This window comes from Micromonospora sp. NPDC023966 (assembly GCF_040639095.1).
Taxonomy (GTDB): domain Bacteria; phylum Actinomycetota; class Actinomycetes; order Mycobacteriales; family Micromonosporaceae; genus Micromonospora.
In genome coordinates this window covers 62,975-77,668 of record NZ_JBEZZJ010000029.1, presented here as the reverse complement: position 1 = coordinate 77,668, position 14,694 = coordinate 62,975, and the positions used below count along the sequence as shown (strand labels likewise).

Genomic DNA, 14,694 nt, shown 5'->3' with positions numbered 1-14,694 from the left:
TGACCTGTTCCCTAAACCCCGGCCGTTGTCCCGCGGGGTCGTGGGGGGTGTCGCCGCGGCGACACCCCCGTCGTCCCGCCCTACCGGACGCCGTTCGCCCACCGCCAGTTGTGCACGAAGCCGTGCTTCACGCCGCCGAAGAAGTACGCCCACACGGGGCTCGTGGCGTACGGGCCGATCTCGTCGAACATGGCCTTCGCCTCGTCCCGGCGGTTGGACAGCGAGTAGGCGAGGGCGAGCCAGTTGCGGCACACCATCGCGTCGCCGTGCCGGGGCGGGCCGGCCGCTCGCCACTTCGCCGCGCAGGCGTCGTACTCCTGCCGCACCTCGGGGCGCTGGAAGTACCGGCGGCAGGCCAGCACTCCTTCCGGAGTGGTGGTGCCCCAGTTGAACTCGCGCATCGCGTACTCGAAGTGCGCGAACAGGGGAAGCAGGGTGACCGCCGTCCCGGGCGGGGCGGCGGCCGCAGCGGCCCGGGCCAGGCCGAACATCTCCTCGTGCGAGCCGTACCACTTCTCGCAGAGGAAGCTCACCGCCGCCAGGTGGATCCCCAGGTTGAACGGGTCGCGGCGCCGCGCCTCGGTGAACGCCTGGTGGAACTCCGCCTGCCTCGAGCGGCCGTCGGGGAACATCGCCCACAGCACGTCGATCCACGGCACGGGATCGTGGGGCGCGAGGGCGATGGCCCGGCGCGCGGCGAGCGCGGCCTGGGCCGACAGCTCGGCGAACCCCTGGAACTGCTCCTGGGTCGTCTGGCTGGCCGGGGCTGAACCCCGCGCCCGGCCCGCTCGTTCCGCGAGCGTCGCGGCGAGCAGGACGGCGGCGGTCGGATCGTCGGGGGCGGACACCAGCCAGGCGTCCAGCCACGTGTCGTCGGCGGCGGCGTCGCTGAGGACGGAGACCCGGCGGGCGCGGCGCTCCCAGTCGGAGCCGGCGGCCTCGATCACGTCGCGGGCGGCACGCCAGTCGGCGGACGCCTTGTCCCGCGCGGCACGCAGCTCCAGGTCGTCGAGGGCTCGGTCCAGGTCGACGGCCGGCTCGACCGGCCGCTGACCACGGCTGAAGAGGTTCCGGAACATCGAGGGAGCATATGCGGCTCGGACCGGTCGTGGTGGTCGGCCGGCCCGGTAGTTGATCATCGTCGATCCCAGGCCGTGGGCTCGGCGGCCAGCTGCCTCACCCGGCTAGGAGAGGCGCCAGGGCACGGGCTCGGTGGGCAGGTAGCGGCAGGAGCTGCCGGTGGATACGGCGGCGCGCAGATGCTCGGCGAGCGCGGGATGCCGATCGTCCAGCCGGCGCAGCGTGTCACGGATCCGGGCGGTCACCGCCTTGCGGGCCCGCTCGGCCTCGTCGCCGAGCCGGCGGGTGCGCCCGGCCAGCCCGGCCGCGGCGCGCAGCTCGGCCAGCAACGCGGTGCGCTCGGCGTCCAGGGCGGCCACCTTCGGGTCGTCGCCGCGGGCGGCGGCCCGGTCGATCTCGTCGTCGAGCCGTTGCAGGTGGCGCCGGTAGCGGGCCTTGGCCTCGTCGTCGAGGACCGGGTCACCGCCGAGCCGCCGGGCGGCGACCAGCTCCGGCCCGGCGGCGGGGTCGAGCAGTTCGACCGCGGGGACGTCGACGCCGGGCCGGCTCAGCAGCAGACGCAGGTCGTGCAGGCCCTTGGCGTCGGGCAGGTGCGCCACCGTGCCGGCGTAGGCGAGCCGCCACACGGCCCCGTCCCGCCGGAACTCGGGCACGACGGCGGCCTCGGCCCCGCCGGCCCGGTCGCCGCTCACGATGCCGGGACCGGCCGAACCGTCGACCGACTGACCCGCTCCGGCCGGTGTTGCCACCGCGACGGCGCGACCCAACCCGGCCGGGGTCGACACCCCGACGGCGTAGGGCGACCCGGCCGGTGCCGGTACGGCGCGGGCGTGATCTGACCCAGCCGGTGCCGGCAGCGCGTCGGCATGACCGGATCCGATCTGCGCCGGCAGCGCGTCGGCCCGGCCCGCCTCCGGTCCTCGTGCCACGTCTCTGGCGGTGGTGGGAGAAGTCACCTCGCCGAGCCGGTGCAGCACTTGGGTCATGTCGAGCGCCCGCGCCTCGGCCACCGTGTCGGCGCGCAGCCGGGCCGCCGTGGCCGCGTCGTCGCCGGCCCGCCCCCGTGCGGTGAGGGCGGCCACCAGCCCGGCCCGGCTGAGCAGCGACCACGGCCGGGCGCTCATCCGGTCGGCGGCGTCGCGGGCCGCCGCGTAGCCGGCGACCGCGTCGTCCCAGCGCTGCTCGGCGGCGTCGACGTCGGCCAGCCAGAGGTCGACCGGGCCGCTGATGTCGCAGCCGAAGAACGCGGCCATCCACCGGCCCCGGTGCGGCTCCAGCGCCGCCCGCACCTCGGCGCAGCGCCGGGGGTCCGCACCGGCGGCCGCCGCCTGTGCCCGCAGGCGCAGCCACAGGGGCGACACCGGCCGGGGGTACGGAGTGCCGGCCGCCTCGATCCCGGCGGTCAGCCGCAGGACGGTCTCCGCGTCGCCGCGCTCGGCCGCCGTGATCGCCCGGAGCAGCTCCCGCTGCGGGTGGCTGGCCGCCTCCGGCCCGTCGAGCAGCGCCTCGGCCTCGGCGAGGCGGCCCCGAAGCAGGAGCAGGGACCAGCGCAGGTGCAGGCCCATGAAGGCGTGGTCGGGGTGCTCCCACTCGCCGTACCCGTCCATCTCGGCGTAGTGCGCCTCGGCCGCGTCGAAGTCCCCGCGGAAGCCGGCGATGATGCCGCTGTCGATGGCCGCCGCCATCCGCTGCCGGGCGACCTCGCCCTGCCGGCAGCCGGTGACGAAGGCCCTGTGCTCGTGGGAATAGCCCGGGTCGCCAAGTTCCAGCAGCGCCACCCAGCGCAGCGAGGTCGCCCACAGCTCGGTCTCCCGGTCTCCGGTGCGGCGGGCCACCTCCCGGATCTCCGCGGTGACCACGGCCCGGTCCTCGGCGGTGCCGAGCCCCCAGGTGGTGTCGTGCCGCGCCCACAGGCTGAAGGTGAGCGCCTCGTCGTCGCGGCCGTGCCGCGCGAGCGTCTCGGTGGCGGTGATCAGGTCGGTGACCAGGGCGCTCATCCCCCGGCCCGGCTCGGGCTCGCCGATCAACCGCCGGTACGCCTCGCGGACCAGCGCGTCGGCGTCGGTGCGGCGGCGGGCGGCTGCTTCCTGCCGGTGGGCGGTGAGCGCGACGCGGGCCAGCACCGCTGGCTCGTCGAGCGGGCGGGCCAGGGCCGCGGCCTCGACCAGCAGCCGCTCGGCCTCGTCCTGCGACCCGACGTGGTGCAGCAGTTGGGCCAGCTCCAGCAGCACCTTGACCCGGCGGGCCGGCTCGTCGGCGACCTCCAGCGCGCGGCGGAAGTGCTGCACCGACTCCTCCACGGCCAGCCGCCCGCCGGCTTCCCGGGCGGCGGCGACCAGCAGCTCGACGGCCCGCCCCGGGTCGAGGTCGGCGCCGGCCAGCCAGGCGTGGCGGGCCAGGTCGGCCGGGATGAGCCGCTCGGCGAGCGCCGCCGACCGGTCGACGGCGCGGACCACGGCGGCGTGCCGGGCCGGGCGCTCGGCGTCGGTCAACCCGTCGTAGAGGGTCTCCCGGACCAGGTCGTGGGCGAAGGCGAACCGGCCGCCGCCCCGGGCCAGCACGAGCCGGGCGCTGGCCGCGCGGTCGAGCAGCCGGTCCACCTGCGCGACCGGGCCGGGTAGACAGGCGGCGAGAACCTGGCGGTGGAAGTCGCGGCCGAGCACGGCGGCCACGGTGAGGGCCTCGACCACCGGGGCGGGCAACTGGTCCAGGCGGCGGCGCACCGCCTCCCGTACGCCGGGGGCGATGGTGGTGGCCAGGCCGTCGGTGTGCCACAGCCGGGCGGTCTGCTCGACGAAGAACGGGTTGCCGCCGGTGCGCCGGTGCACCTCGTCGACGAGGTCGGCGCCCGGTTCCCGCCCGGCGGTGCGGCGGATCAGCGCGGCCACCTCGTCGCGGGCCAGGCCGGAGAGGGTGATGGTGGTGGCCTTGGCGGTCAGCGGCAGCAGCAGCGGCCGGAGCCGGTGGTCGCCGGACTCGACCTCGGCGTCGCGGTAGGTGCCGACCAGCAGCAGCCGCTCGAACCAGGTGTGCTGGGTGGCGAACTGGAGCAGCCGCATCGAGGCCGGATCGGCCCAGTGCAGGTCGTCCAGGACGACCACCACCGGCCGGTGCTGGGCGACGGCCACCAGCGCCGTGGTCACCGCGTCGTGCAGGGCGAACTCCGCCTGGCCGCCGTCGTCGGTCGGCTCCTCCCCGGCCGGGTCGGCGCCGGTGCGCTCGCCGAGCAGCGCGGCGAGCCCGGGCCCGGCGGCCGCCTGCGCCCGCGCCCAGTCGTCGGGCCAGCGGCCCAGGCGGCGCAGCACCTGCACCCACGGCCAGTAGCCGGGGGCGCTGTCGGAGTCCCAGCAGGCGGCGCCGAGGACCAGTGCCCCGCGCCGCCGGGCGTCGTCGGCGGCGGCGCTCACCAGCGTGGTCTTGCCGATGCCGGGCTCGCCGGTGACCAGCACCAGGCCGCCGTGGCTGGCGGTCACCCGGTCCACTTCGGCGCGCAGCAGGGCCGCGGGGTGCTCCCGCCCGATGATCGCCTCGCCGAACCGCGGCTCCATGACCTCCCGACGGTAGTCGACCGGTCCGACACCGCGGGGAACCCGGACCCGCCGACTTCTGCCGCACCACGCCCGTGACACGCACTGACCGCCCTGGTCGGGTCACCGGCCAGGACTAGCGCTGGAGGCAGCGGGTAACCGCGGCCCATGGGTAGCCACAAGCAGAACAAGCACGATCCGGGCGGCCAGTCGGCGCGAGCGGGACGCAACCCGGGCAGCGGCGCGCCGGGCCGCCAGGGCTCCGGAATGGAACGCACGGGCAAGCGGCACCAGTTGCACACCGCGACCGGCGCCGGGGGCAGCGAACGGGACCAGGGCCGCGCCAAGGTCGAGGGCGCGCAGCGGGTCCAACGGCAGGGCGGCACGTGACATGGCCATGTTCCTGCTGCGGTCGACCTACACCGCCGACGGGCTCAACGGACTGATCCGCGACGGTGGCACCAAGCGCGTGGACGTGGTGCGGAAGATGGTCGAGGAGGCCGGCGGACGCGTGGAGTCGATGTACTTCGCCTTCGCCGACGACGACACCTACGTGCTGTGCGAGATGCCCGACCACCGGACCGTCGCCGCGCTGGCCATCGCCATCGGCGCGGCCGGTGGCCTCCAGGTGCAGGTCACCCCGCTGCTCACCCCGGCCGACGTCGACGAGGCGACCCGGACGCGGACCGACTACACGGCCCCGGGCGTCTGATCCGTCCGGCGACGCCCGGAAGCCAAGCACGGGCGGCCTCGGTGGCGGTCCTCAGCCGCGCGCCGCGGCGGGCAGCGTCCGCGCCGGTTGGGCGGGGACGGCCGCGCCCAGGGACGGCAGGGTGACCGTCACGACGAGTCCGCCGCTGTCGCGGGGATGGGCGTGCACGGCGCCGCCGTGCGCCTGGGCCACCGCCCGCACGATTGACAGGCCCAGCCCGAAGCCCCGCCCGGCGCCGGCCCGGTCCCGCGCGCCGCTGCGCTGGGGAGCGGCCACCCGGTCGTGGTGCAGCCGCCGGAACGGCTGGAAGATCGTCTCGATCTCGTAGCCGGGCACCACGGGGCCGGTGTTGACCACGACCAGGGTGGCCCGGCCGTCGACGGTGCCGGTGCTCACGTCGATCTCGCCGCCGGCCGGCAGGTTGTGCCGGACCGCGTTCTCCACCAGGTTCTGCGTCAGCCGCTCCAGCAGCACCGGGTCACCGGCCGTGGCGGCGGGCGCGAGCCGCCGGCGTACAGTCGGCCCGGGCGTGCCGGCCACCTGATCGAGGAGGTGGCCGGCGATCTCGGCGAGATCGACGGGCGTCCGGTCGACCACCTGCTGCTCCGAGTCGGCGAGGGTGAGCAGCCCGTCGATGAGCCGCTCGTGGCGTTCGTTGACCGCCATCAGGGTCTCGCCGAGCTGCCGCAGTTCGGCGGAGGCGCCCGGCCGGGACATCGCCACCTCCAGCAGCGACCGGTTGAGCGCCAGTGGCGTACGCAGCTCGTGGGACGCGTTCGCCACGAACCGCCGCTGCCCGTCGAAGGACCGGTCGAGCCGCTCCAGCATCAGGTCGAAGGTGTCGGCCAGTTCCTTCACCTCGTCCTGCGGGCCCCGCAGCGCGATCCGTTCGTGCAGCCCCCGCCCACCCGCGTCGGCGGCCGCGATCCGCCGGGCGGTGCCGGTGATCTGGTGCAGCGGCTGCAACGCCCGCCCGGCGATCAGCCAGCCGAAGCCGAGGGCGACCACCGAGATCAGCAGCAGCGCCACGCCGCCCTGGGTGAGCAGCGACTCCAGCGCGTTGCGTTTCGCCTCGTCCTGGGCCTCCTGGAGCAGGAACCGCACCTGTTCGGCCGCACCGGGGGTGGGGAGCTTGCCGAACGGCGCCTTGACGATGTCGGCCTTGGCGATCACGCCGGTCAACGGCTCCCGCATCCGCTGGTCGACCAGCACGTACGTGACGCCGAGCAGGACCACGCCGGCGAGCAGCAGGAGCCCGCCGTGCACCAGGGTCAGCCGCGCGCGGATGGTCAGTCGTTTCATGGGATCTGATACCCCACTCCCGGCACCGTCTCGACCACCTGCGGGTCGCCGAGCTTGCGGCGCAGCTTCATGACGGTCACCCGCACCACGTTGGTGAACGGGTCGATGTGCTCGTCCCAGACCCGGTCCAGCAACTCCTCCGCGGAGACCACCGCCCCGCCGGCCCGCACCAGCTCGGCCAGCACCGCGAACTCCTTGCGGGACAGCGCGACGTACCGGCCGTCGCGGTAGACCTCCCGGCGGGCCGGGTCGACCACCACGCCGGCCCGGCTCAGCCTGGGCGGTGCCGCCGGCCGCGCCCGCCGGGCCAGCGCGTGCACCCGGGCGGAGAGTTCGACCAGCGCGAAGGGTTTGACCAGGTAGTCGTCGGCGCCGAGGGCCAGCCCGGCGACCCGTTCCCGCACGGCCGCGGCGGCGGTCAGCATCAGCACCCGGGTCTCGGCGCCGCTGTCCACCACCGCCCGGCACACGTCGTCCCCGTGCACCACCGGCAGGTCCCGGTCGAGCACCACCACGTCGTAGTCGGTGACGCCGAGCCGTTCCAGCGCCGCGTCCCCGTCGTACGCCACGTCCACGGCGAACGCCTCCCGGCGCAGCCACTCCGCGATGGAGTCGGCCAGCAGCGTCTCGTCCTCGACCACCAGTACTCGCACGTCCCCCATGGTGCCGCGCCCGTGGATAACGGCGGCGTTAACGCCGGCGGTTACGCCCGGGATACCGCCGCTGCGGTCGACTCGTCCGTATCGGCCGGCGATCGGCGCCGGCCGGGAGGAAGGAGTTGCGCCATGCGCCGACGAATGTCGGGCACACTGCTCGTCCTGCCCCTGCTCCTGGGTCTGACGGTCACCGGCTGCGCGGGCGCCGACCCGGACGGGGAGCGGGTGGCCACGGCCGGCGGCGGTACGGGCGGCGCCTCGCCCAGCGCCAGCGTCGCCCAGGTCAGCGACGAGGACCGGCAGCGCGAGTTCGCCAAGTGCATGCGGGAGAACGGGGTGCCGGACTTCCCCGACCCGGAACCCGGCGAGGGCGGCGGCTTCCGCATCCGGATGCCCGCCGGCACCGACAAGGCGAAGGTCCAAGCGGCCATGGAACAGTGCCGCAGCCTGATGCCGGGCGGCGGCAAGGCGCTCAAGCTCGACCCCGAGCAGGTGGAGAAGGTCCGGCAGCTGGCCCGGTGCATGCGGGAGAACGGGGTGCCGGACTTCCCGGACCCGGGCCCGGACGGCAGCATCGAACTGAAGGGCGGCGCCGGCATCGACCCGGAGAACCCGACCACCCGGGCCGCGCTGGAGAAGTGCCGCGAGGGTGGCGCGCCGCTGCTGATGAAGAGGACCTCGTGAGCGCGCGGAGCGAGCCGGGTTTCGCGAGCCCCGCAGCCGCGAACAACGGTGGCCCCGTGAGCGCGGGGAGTGAGCCGGGTCTCGCGAGCCCCGCAGCCGCGAACAACGGAGGCCCCGTGAGCGCCGGCACCGCGCTGGCCGCGGCGACCACCACCGCCGCACCGCCGGCCACCGCGCCGCCGGGCGTCGGGCGCAGCCGTCGCCGCCGCCGGGGGCGTACTTCGCTGGTGGTGGCCTCGGCGGTGGTGGTCGCCGCCGCGGCGGGCGTCACGGCCGCGGTCGCCGCCGGTGGCCGCGACGGGGGTACGGCGGCCGGAGGGAGCCTGCCCCCGGCGACCGCCCAGGTCACCCGGCAGACGCTGGTCGACGCGGAGAGTTTCGACGGGGAACTCGGCTACGGCGCCAGCCACCGCGCGGCGCCGCACACCGGCGGCACCGTCACCTGGCTGGCCGCCACCGGCAGCCAGGTCACCCGGGGCAGGCCGCTGTTCGCGGTCGACGACGCCGAGGTCGTGCTGCTGTACGGCAGGCTGCCGGCGTACCGGACCCTGGGTCCGGGCATGTCCGGCGACGACGTGCGGCAGTTCGAGCGGAACCTGGCCGCCCTCGGCTACTCCGGGTTCACCGCCGACGACGAGTACACCTCGGCCACCGCCGATGCCGTGCGGGACTGGCAGGAGGACCTCGGCCTGCCGGAGACCGGCCGGGTCGAGCTGGGCCGGGTGGTCTACGCCGAAGGCGCGGTCCGGGTGGAGAGCCACGAGGCGGAACCCGGCGACCCGGCCCAGCCCGGGCAGGCGGTGCTGAGCTGGACCGGCACCACCCGGGTGGTGACCGTGTCCCTCGACGTCGACGACGAGCGGCTGGCGAAGAAGGGCGCCAAGGTGACCGTCTCCCTGCCCGACGGCAAGGAGGTCGCCGGCACCGTCGCCGACACGGAGACGGTGATCGAGACCGGCACCGACGGTGGGGCGGGCGGCCAGGGCGACCCGGAGACGAAGATCGAGGTCACCGTGACGGCGGCCGACCCCAGGGCGCTGACCGGCTTCGACCAGGCCTCGGCCAAGGTCGCGTTCACCGCCGCCGAGCGCCGCGACGTGCTCACCGTGCCGGTCGCCGCGCTGCTCGCGCTGGCCGAGGGCGGCTACGGCGTGCAGCTGGTCGAGGGCGGCGCCACCCGGATCATCGCCGTGCAGACCGGGCTGTTCGCCGCCGGCCGGGTGGAGGTCTCCGGCGCCGGGCTGGCCGAGGGGGCGACCGTGGGGATGCCGACGTGACCGGCGAGGCGGTCGTCGAGCTGACCGGCGTCAGCAAGCTCTACCCGGGCGGCGTACGGGCCCTGGACGGGGTGTCGCTGACCGTCCGGCCGGGCGAGCTGGTGGCCATCGTCGGCCCCTCCGGGTCGGGCAAGTCCACCATGCTGCACCTGATCGGCACCCTGGACCGCCCGTCCACCGGCCGGGTACGCATCGACGGGCACGACGTGGCCGCGCTCGGTGACCGGCAGCTCTCCGCGCTGCGGTCCTCCCGGATCGGCTTCGTCTTCCAGCAGTTCCACCTCGCCCCGAACGTGCCGGTGCGGGACAACGTCGCCGACGGGCTGCTCTACGCGGGCGTACCCCTGCGGGAGCGGCGGCGGCGCGCGGAGGCCGCGCTGGCCCGGGTCGGGCTGGGGCACCGCCTCGACCACCGGCCGCACGAGCTGTCCGGCGGCGAGCGGCAGCGGGTGGCGATCGCCCGCGCGGTGGTCGGCGCGCCCGCGCTGCTGCTGGCGGACGAACCGACCGGCAACCTGGACTCGGCCTCCGGCGCCGGGGTCCTTGCGCTGCTGCGCGACCTGCACGCGGCCGGGACGACCATCGTGGTGATCACCCACGACCTGGAGATCGCCGCGGGCCTGCCCCGCCGGGTCCAGATGCGCGACGGCCGGATCGTGGCCGACCACCGCCCGGTGGGGGTGCCCGCATGAGCGGGCCGGTCCGGCTGGCACCCGCCCGGCTCCGCCCCCGGGACGTCCTGCGGGTCGGCGGGGTCGGGCTGCGCACCCGGCCGCTGCGGGCCTTCCTCTCGGCGCTGGGCATCGCGATCGGGATCGCCGCCATGGTGTCGGTGGTCGGCATCTCCGCTTCGTCCCGGGCGGAGCTGGACCGCACGCTCGCCGCGCTCGGCACCAACCTGCTCACCGTCGGTCCGGGCAACACGCTCTTCGGCGACGACGCCGAGCTGCCGGCGGAGTCGGTGGCGATGATCGGCCGGATCGGGCCGGTCCGGGAGGTCGCCGCCACCGGGCTGCTGGCCGACGCGCGGGTGTACCGCTCGGACCTGATCTCCCGGGGCGAGAGCGGCGGGATCGCCGCCCGCGCCGCGGGCCTGGAACTGCGCGACACGGTCGGGCTGGAGGTGGTCAGCGGCACCTGGCTGAACGCCGCCACGGCCCGCTACCCGGCGGTGGTGCTCGGCGCCACCACGGCCCGGCGGCTCGGCGTCAGCGCCGCCGGACCGGACCTGCGGATCCAGCTCGGCGGGCGCTGGTTCACCGTGGTGGGCATCCTGGCGCCGGCGCCGCTCGCGCCGGAGCTGGACCTGTCCGCGCTGGTCGGCTGGGACGCCGCGAGGTCGTACCTCGGCTTCGACGGGCACCCGACCACGGTCTACACCCGCACGTCGGAGACCGCGGTCGAGGCGGTACGCGCGGTGCTCGCCGCCACGGCGAACCCGGAGGCGCCGAACGAGGTGAAGGTGGCGCGCCCCTCGGACGCGCTCGCCGCGAAGCAGGCCACCGACGAGGCGTTCACCGGGCTGCTGCTCGGCCTCGGCGCGGTCGCCCTACTGGTGGGCGGCGTCGGCGTGGCGAACACCATGGTGATCTCGGTGCTGGAGCGGCGCCCGGAGATCGGCCTGCGCCGGTCGCTCGGGGCCACCCGCGGGCAGGTCCGCACCCAGTTCCTGGCCGAGTCGCTGCTGCTGTCCGCGCTCGGCGGGCTCGGCGGGGTGCTGCTCGGCAGCGCGGTCACGGCGGGCTACGCGGTCTCCCGGTCGTGGCCGGCGGTGGTGCCGGCCTGGGCGCTGGCCGGCGGGGTCGGCGCGACCCTGGTGATCGGGGCGCTGGCCGGGCTGTACCCGGCGATCCGGGCGGCGCGGCTCGCCCCGACCGAGGCGCTCGCCACGCCGTGAGCGCCGGCCGGCGGGTCGTGGCCTGGGTGACCGGCCACGACCCGCCGGCCGTTTCACTCGGATCCTCCCGGGTACCCGGTCGCCCGGTCGGTTCGCGCTCCCGGCACGACCGAGGGTCGTGGCGAGGGCCTGTTGAAGTTCGTCCGCGACCAGCACCCGCAGTGGCTGCCCCGGACCCGGGCCGAGTACCAGCCCTAACTGTCGCGCTGACGAAGCGCGGCTTCGCCGAGGGGCGTACGCCGGTAGCGGATCTCGTGCCGGTGTCGTTCCCCGGCGACGAACCCGGCGTCGCGCAGCACCGACAGATGCTCGGACACCGTCCCGGCGGCCAGCGCGTGGCGGTGGGCCAGCGTCGTCGTGCTGGCCGGCTCGTCGAGGCTGACCAGCAGCGCCGCCCGGGTTCTGCCGATCAACCGGCCCAGAGCCGCATGCCGATCGGTGGACAGGGGCTGCCAGAGCGTGCCGAGCCCACGCGCCGGATAGATCACTGTGGGCTGCCACGGCGGGTCCACGATGACCACCACCTGATCCCACTTCAAGGCGCTGGGCACCAGGGCCAGCCCTTCGCCGCGCAGGTCGCGATGCTCGTCGTCGCCGTACTCGCGGGTCAGCACGCCGTTGTTCCAGCGCAGCCGTGGATGTAGCTCGGCGAACAACCGGTCGAGGCCGCCTTCGGCGAGACGCCGGGTCTGGAAGCCCACATCGGCGTCGAGCAGCCCGCGTACGTGCGGCCAGACCGGTTCGACCAGGACCTGCCATGCCCGCTGCACGAGTGAGACCAGCGTCTGGAGAGCGACGGCCGGGTCGTCCAGCAGCAGCCGCCCGGTCGCCGACTCGGCCGCCCCCGGGGTGTCCGCCAGTGACCGGCGCACCTCTGCGCGTACCCGATCATGGTCAGTGGCCGCCACGGCCGTGAGCTCGTCCTCGAACCGGGCGTGGGGGCTGACCGGAGGCGGCGAGAGGAAGTCGGGGGTGTAGCCGCGACGCGGCTGGAGCAGGGCGATCGGCCGCAGGTCGAGTTCTCGCGTGTCGAGGGTGTCGAGCCAGCGGCGGTGGGGGCCGACGCCTTCGCGCGGGGAGAGCAGGCGCACCGCGGACAGCGTCTCGAACATGGGCGAGATGGCGAAGCGGCAGCGCAGCAGGTCGGCGGGGCCGAACCGCAGGGTCACCGCCATCCGCGCCACCTTCCAGGATGAAGAGATTCGGGCTTCGCCGAATCACTCGCGGCGACGGTACCAGCGCTCGCAAAGTGTCTCCCGTCCGAACCGACGATCACGAGGAGAACCACGATGAACCCGAGCGCCGACTGGGAGCAGCGCAGCGCGGACCTGTGGGCGGCCTTCAACGCGGCACCCGACGGCTGGGACGAGGTGGAGTTCCGCGCGCGGGTCGGCGTCCTCGCCGACGAGTTGGGGCCGGATCATCCGGTGGCGGCGTTCGAGCGGGCCTGCGCCTGGGACTCGACCGGTCATTCGGACAAGGCGGTCCCCCTCTACCGCAGGGCGCTGGAGCTGGGCATCGACGGCGTCCGCCGGCGGCGCTCGGTGATCCAGATGTCCAGCTCGCTGCGGAACACCGGGCAGCCCGAGGAGAGCGTCCGGCTGCTGACCGAGGAGCGCGAGCGCGGCTCCGACGAGCTCGACGACGCGGTCAGCGCGACGCTCGCCCTGGCGCTGACCAGCGTCGGCCGGGAGCGGGAGGCGGTCGCGATCGCCGTCGGGGCGCTCGCCAGGCACCTGCCCCGCTACCAGCGGTCGATGGCCAACTACGCCCGGCTCCTGGTCGAGCCCAGCTGACTCGCCGGCTGGACGAGGAGTTCGGAACTACTCGTCTAGGTGCCGGCCGGGAAGCGCTCGTGCCCCAGCACGGCGAGCAGTTGCAGCTTCTCGTAACCCTCGCTGCGCGGCGGCGCGGTGAGCACCAGCAGCGCCTGGGACTGGTCCTCGGTGAACAGCACCTGGCAGTCCAGCTCGATCGGGCCGAGCTCGGGGTGGATCAGCGTCTTGTGGTCGGCGAAGCGCTGGGCGACCTCGTGCCGCTCCCACAGCTCGGCGAACTCGGGGCTGATCTTCTGCAGCGCCCGCACCAGCTCGCCGGCCCGCGACTGGGGGCCCATCGACCCGTACGCGGCGCGCAGGTTGGCGACCTGGGCGCGGCTCTGCCGGTCGCGGTCCTCCTCGGGGTACCGGGACCGCTCGGCGGGGTCGGTGAACCACCGGTAGATCTCGCTGCGGGCCAGCCCCGTGTGGCCGGACCGGTCCCCGAACAGTGCCTCGGCCATCCGGTTCTGCACGAGGATCTCGCCGAGGTTGGACAGGATGAGCGCGGGTGTGTCCGCCAGCCGGTCCAGCACCCGCAGCAGCGCCGGGGCGACATGCGTCGCCGCGGACACCGGGGATGGCGGGTTGTGCCCCGCCACCCGGAAGAGGTAGTCGCGCTCGTCGCCGGTCAGCCGCAGCGCCCGGGCCAGCGCGGCGAGCAGCTGCGGACTCGGCTGCGGGCCGCGCTGCTGTTCCAGGCGGGTGTAGTAGTCGGTCGACATGGTGGCGAGGGCGGCCACCTCCTCGCGCCGCAGCCCGGGCGCGCGGCGGCGGACGCCGGTGGCCAGCCCGACGTCTCCGGGCTGCAGCGCCGCACGGCGGCGGCGGAGGAAGTCGGCCAGGGCTGCGCGGTCCATGATCCCAGTATCCGCCCGCCGTCCGGGCCAACCAGGGATTGCCGATCCCCCGATAACCGGTCTCTGCCCCCGGACCGCGATGGTGGGCCAGGCTCGAGGCATGAACATTTCCGGAAACACCATCTTCGTCCCCGGCTCCACGAGCGGGATCGGCCTGGCCCTCGCTCTCGAACTCAAGGCCCGGGGCAACACCGTGATCATCGGCGGCCGGCGCACCGACCTGCTCGAGAAGGTCGCCACGGAGCACCCGGACATCGACACCGTCGCGATCGACACGGCGGATCCGGCGAGCATCGCCTCGGCGGCCGCGCAGGTGCTGGCGAAGCACCCGGACCTCAACGTCCTCGTCACGATGGCGGGCATCATGCGCGTCGAGGACTGGCACCAGCCGGAATCGTTCCTCGACTCGGCCGAGGCGACCGTGACGACCAACCTGCTCGGTCCGATCCGCCTCATCGCCGCATTCATCGAGCACCTGCGGGCGCAGCCGGACGCCACGATCATGACGGTCTCCTCGGGCCTGGCGTTCGCGCCGCTCAGGGTCACCCCGAGCTACAACGCCTCGAAGGCCGCCATCCACATGCTCAGCGAGTCGCTGCGGCTGCAGCTCGCCGACACGAACGTGAAGGTCGTGGAGCTGGAGCCGCCGTCGGTGCGTACCGCGCTGATGCCCGGGCAGGAGAGCAGCGAGATCGCCATGCCGCTCGACGAGTTCGTGAGCGAGGTCGTCGCGCTGATCGAGGCGCAGCCGGACGCCACGGAGATCCAGGTCGAGCGGGTGAAGTTCCTCCGGTACGGCGAGGCGCGCGGCGACTACGACCAGGTCGTGGCGACCCTCAACGCGCACGACCCGCACGGCAAGTAGCCGTCATCGGCCCGGGA

14 protein-coding genes are annotated in these 14,694 nt (G+C 75.0%); 8 read left to right on the top strand and 6 right to left on the bottom strand.

The features are described 5' to 3' along the window. Positions 1–80: 80 nt before the first annotated feature. Both AB0F68_RS27365 and AB0F68_RS27360 read right to left on the bottom strand, forming a co-directional pair. On the bottom strand, positions 81–1,079 hold the full coding sequence (locus AB0F68_RS27365) for a hypothetical protein (RefSeq protein ID WP_357343336.1): 999 nt from the start codon (positions 1,077–1,079) through the stop codon (positions 81–83). A 105-nt stretch (positions 1,080–1,184) separates the two neighbouring features. Then, entirely contained in the window at positions 1,185–4,628 is a 3,444-nt protein-coding gene (locus tag AB0F68_RS27360; protein WP_357343334.1) for an AAA family ATPase, read from the bottom strand. 147 nt (positions 4,629–4,775) lie between these two features. Between AB0F68_RS27360 and AB0F68_RS27355 the strand changes: the two genes are divergently transcribed. Both AB0F68_RS27355 and AB0F68_RS27350 read left to right on the top strand, forming a co-directional pair. Further along, positions 4,776–4,997 (top strand): hypothetical protein, encoded by a 222-nt coding sequence (locus AB0F68_RS27355; protein WP_357343332.1) that lies wholly within the window; start codon positions 4,776–4,778, stop codon positions 4,995–4,997. Between the two features lies 1 nt (position 4,998). Next, positions 4,999–5,319 (top strand): GYD domain-containing protein, encoded by a 321-nt coding sequence (locus AB0F68_RS27350; RefSeq protein WP_357343330.1) that lies wholly within the window; start codon positions 4,999–5,001, stop codon positions 5,317–5,319. Between the two features lie 51 nt (positions 5,320–5,370). Here the strand turns inward: AB0F68_RS27350 and AB0F68_RS27345 are convergent, their stop codons facing one another. Then, a complete protein-coding gene (locus tag AB0F68_RS27345) occupies positions 5,371–6,621 on the bottom strand; it encodes a HAMP domain-containing sensor histidine kinase (RefSeq protein WP_357343328.1) in 1,251 nt (416 codons plus the stop codon). Next, positions 6,618–7,274: a response regulator transcription factor gene (locus tag AB0F68_RS27340; RefSeq protein WP_192579705.1), complete on the bottom strand. Its 657-nt coding sequence runs from the start codon at positions 7,272–7,274 to the stop codon at positions 6,618–6,620. The genes AB0F68_RS27345 and AB0F68_RS27340 overlap by 4 nt, the downstream gene beginning before the upstream one ends. Before the next feature lie 132 nt (positions 7,275–7,406). On the opposite strand from AB0F68_RS27340, the gene AB0F68_RS27335 reads away from it, so the two are divergent. The 4 genes from AB0F68_RS27335 to AB0F68_RS27320 all read left to right on the top strand — a co-directional run bounded on the left by AB0F68_RS27335 (position 7,407) and on the right by AB0F68_RS27320 (position 11,135). Further along, positions 7,407–7,961: a hypothetical protein gene (locus AB0F68_RS27335; RefSeq protein WP_357343326.1), complete on the top strand. Its 555-nt coding sequence runs from the start codon at positions 7,407–7,409 to the stop codon at positions 7,959–7,961. A 116-nt stretch (positions 7,962–8,077) separates the two neighbouring features. Further along, a complete protein-coding gene (locus AB0F68_RS27330; protein ID WP_357343324.1) occupies positions 8,078–9,238 on the top strand; it encodes a peptidoglycan-binding domain-containing protein in 1,161 nt (386 codons plus the stop codon). Next, on the top strand, positions 9,235–9,930 hold the full coding sequence (locus AB0F68_RS27325; protein WP_357343322.1) for an ABC transporter ATP-binding protein: 696 nt from the start codon (positions 9,235–9,237) through the stop codon (positions 9,928–9,930). The genes AB0F68_RS27330 and AB0F68_RS27325 overlap by 4 nt, the downstream gene beginning before the upstream one ends. Then, positions 9,927–11,135 carry an ABC transporter permease gene (locus AB0F68_RS27320; RefSeq protein ID WP_357343320.1) on the top strand — a complete coding sequence of 403 codons (1,209 nt, stop codon included), beginning with the start codon at positions 9,927–9,929 and terminating at the stop codon, positions 11,133–11,135. Before AB0F68_RS27325 ends, AB0F68_RS27320 begins: the two co-directional genes overlap by 4 nt. 194 nt (positions 11,136–11,329) lie before the next feature. Here the strand turns inward: AB0F68_RS27320 and AB0F68_RS27315 are convergent, their stop codons facing one another. Further along, positions 11,330–12,310 (bottom strand): DUF5937 family protein, encoded by a 981-nt coding sequence (locus AB0F68_RS27315; protein ID WP_357343318.1) that lies wholly within the window; start codon positions 12,308–12,310, stop codon positions 11,330–11,332. A 114-nt stretch (positions 12,311–12,424) separates the two neighbouring features. Here AB0F68_RS27315 and AB0F68_RS27310 point away from each other — a divergent pair, with 114 nt between their 5' ends. Then, complete coding sequence (locus AB0F68_RS27310) at positions 12,425–12,931, top strand: tetratricopeptide repeat protein (RefSeq protein ID WP_357343316.1); 507 nt, start codon at positions 12,425–12,427, stop codon at positions 12,929–12,931. 35 nt (positions 12,932–12,966) lie between these two features. Here AB0F68_RS27310 and AB0F68_RS27305 read toward each other — a convergent pair whose 3' ends face one another. Further along, a complete protein-coding gene (locus AB0F68_RS27305) occupies positions 12,967–13,812 on the bottom strand; it encodes a helix-turn-helix transcriptional regulator (RefSeq protein WP_357343314.1) in 846 nt (281 codons plus the stop codon). A gap of 100 nt (positions 13,813–13,912) precedes the next feature. On the opposite strand from AB0F68_RS27305, the gene AB0F68_RS27300 reads away from it, so the two are divergent. Next, the gene (locus AB0F68_RS27300) at positions 13,913–14,677 is read left to right on the top strand and encodes an SDR family NAD(P)-dependent oxidoreductase (RefSeq protein WP_357343312.1); all 765 of its coding nucleotides are present in this window, start codon (positions 13,913–13,915) and stop codon (positions 14,675–14,677) included. Positions 14,678–14,694: the final 17 nt, after the last annotated feature.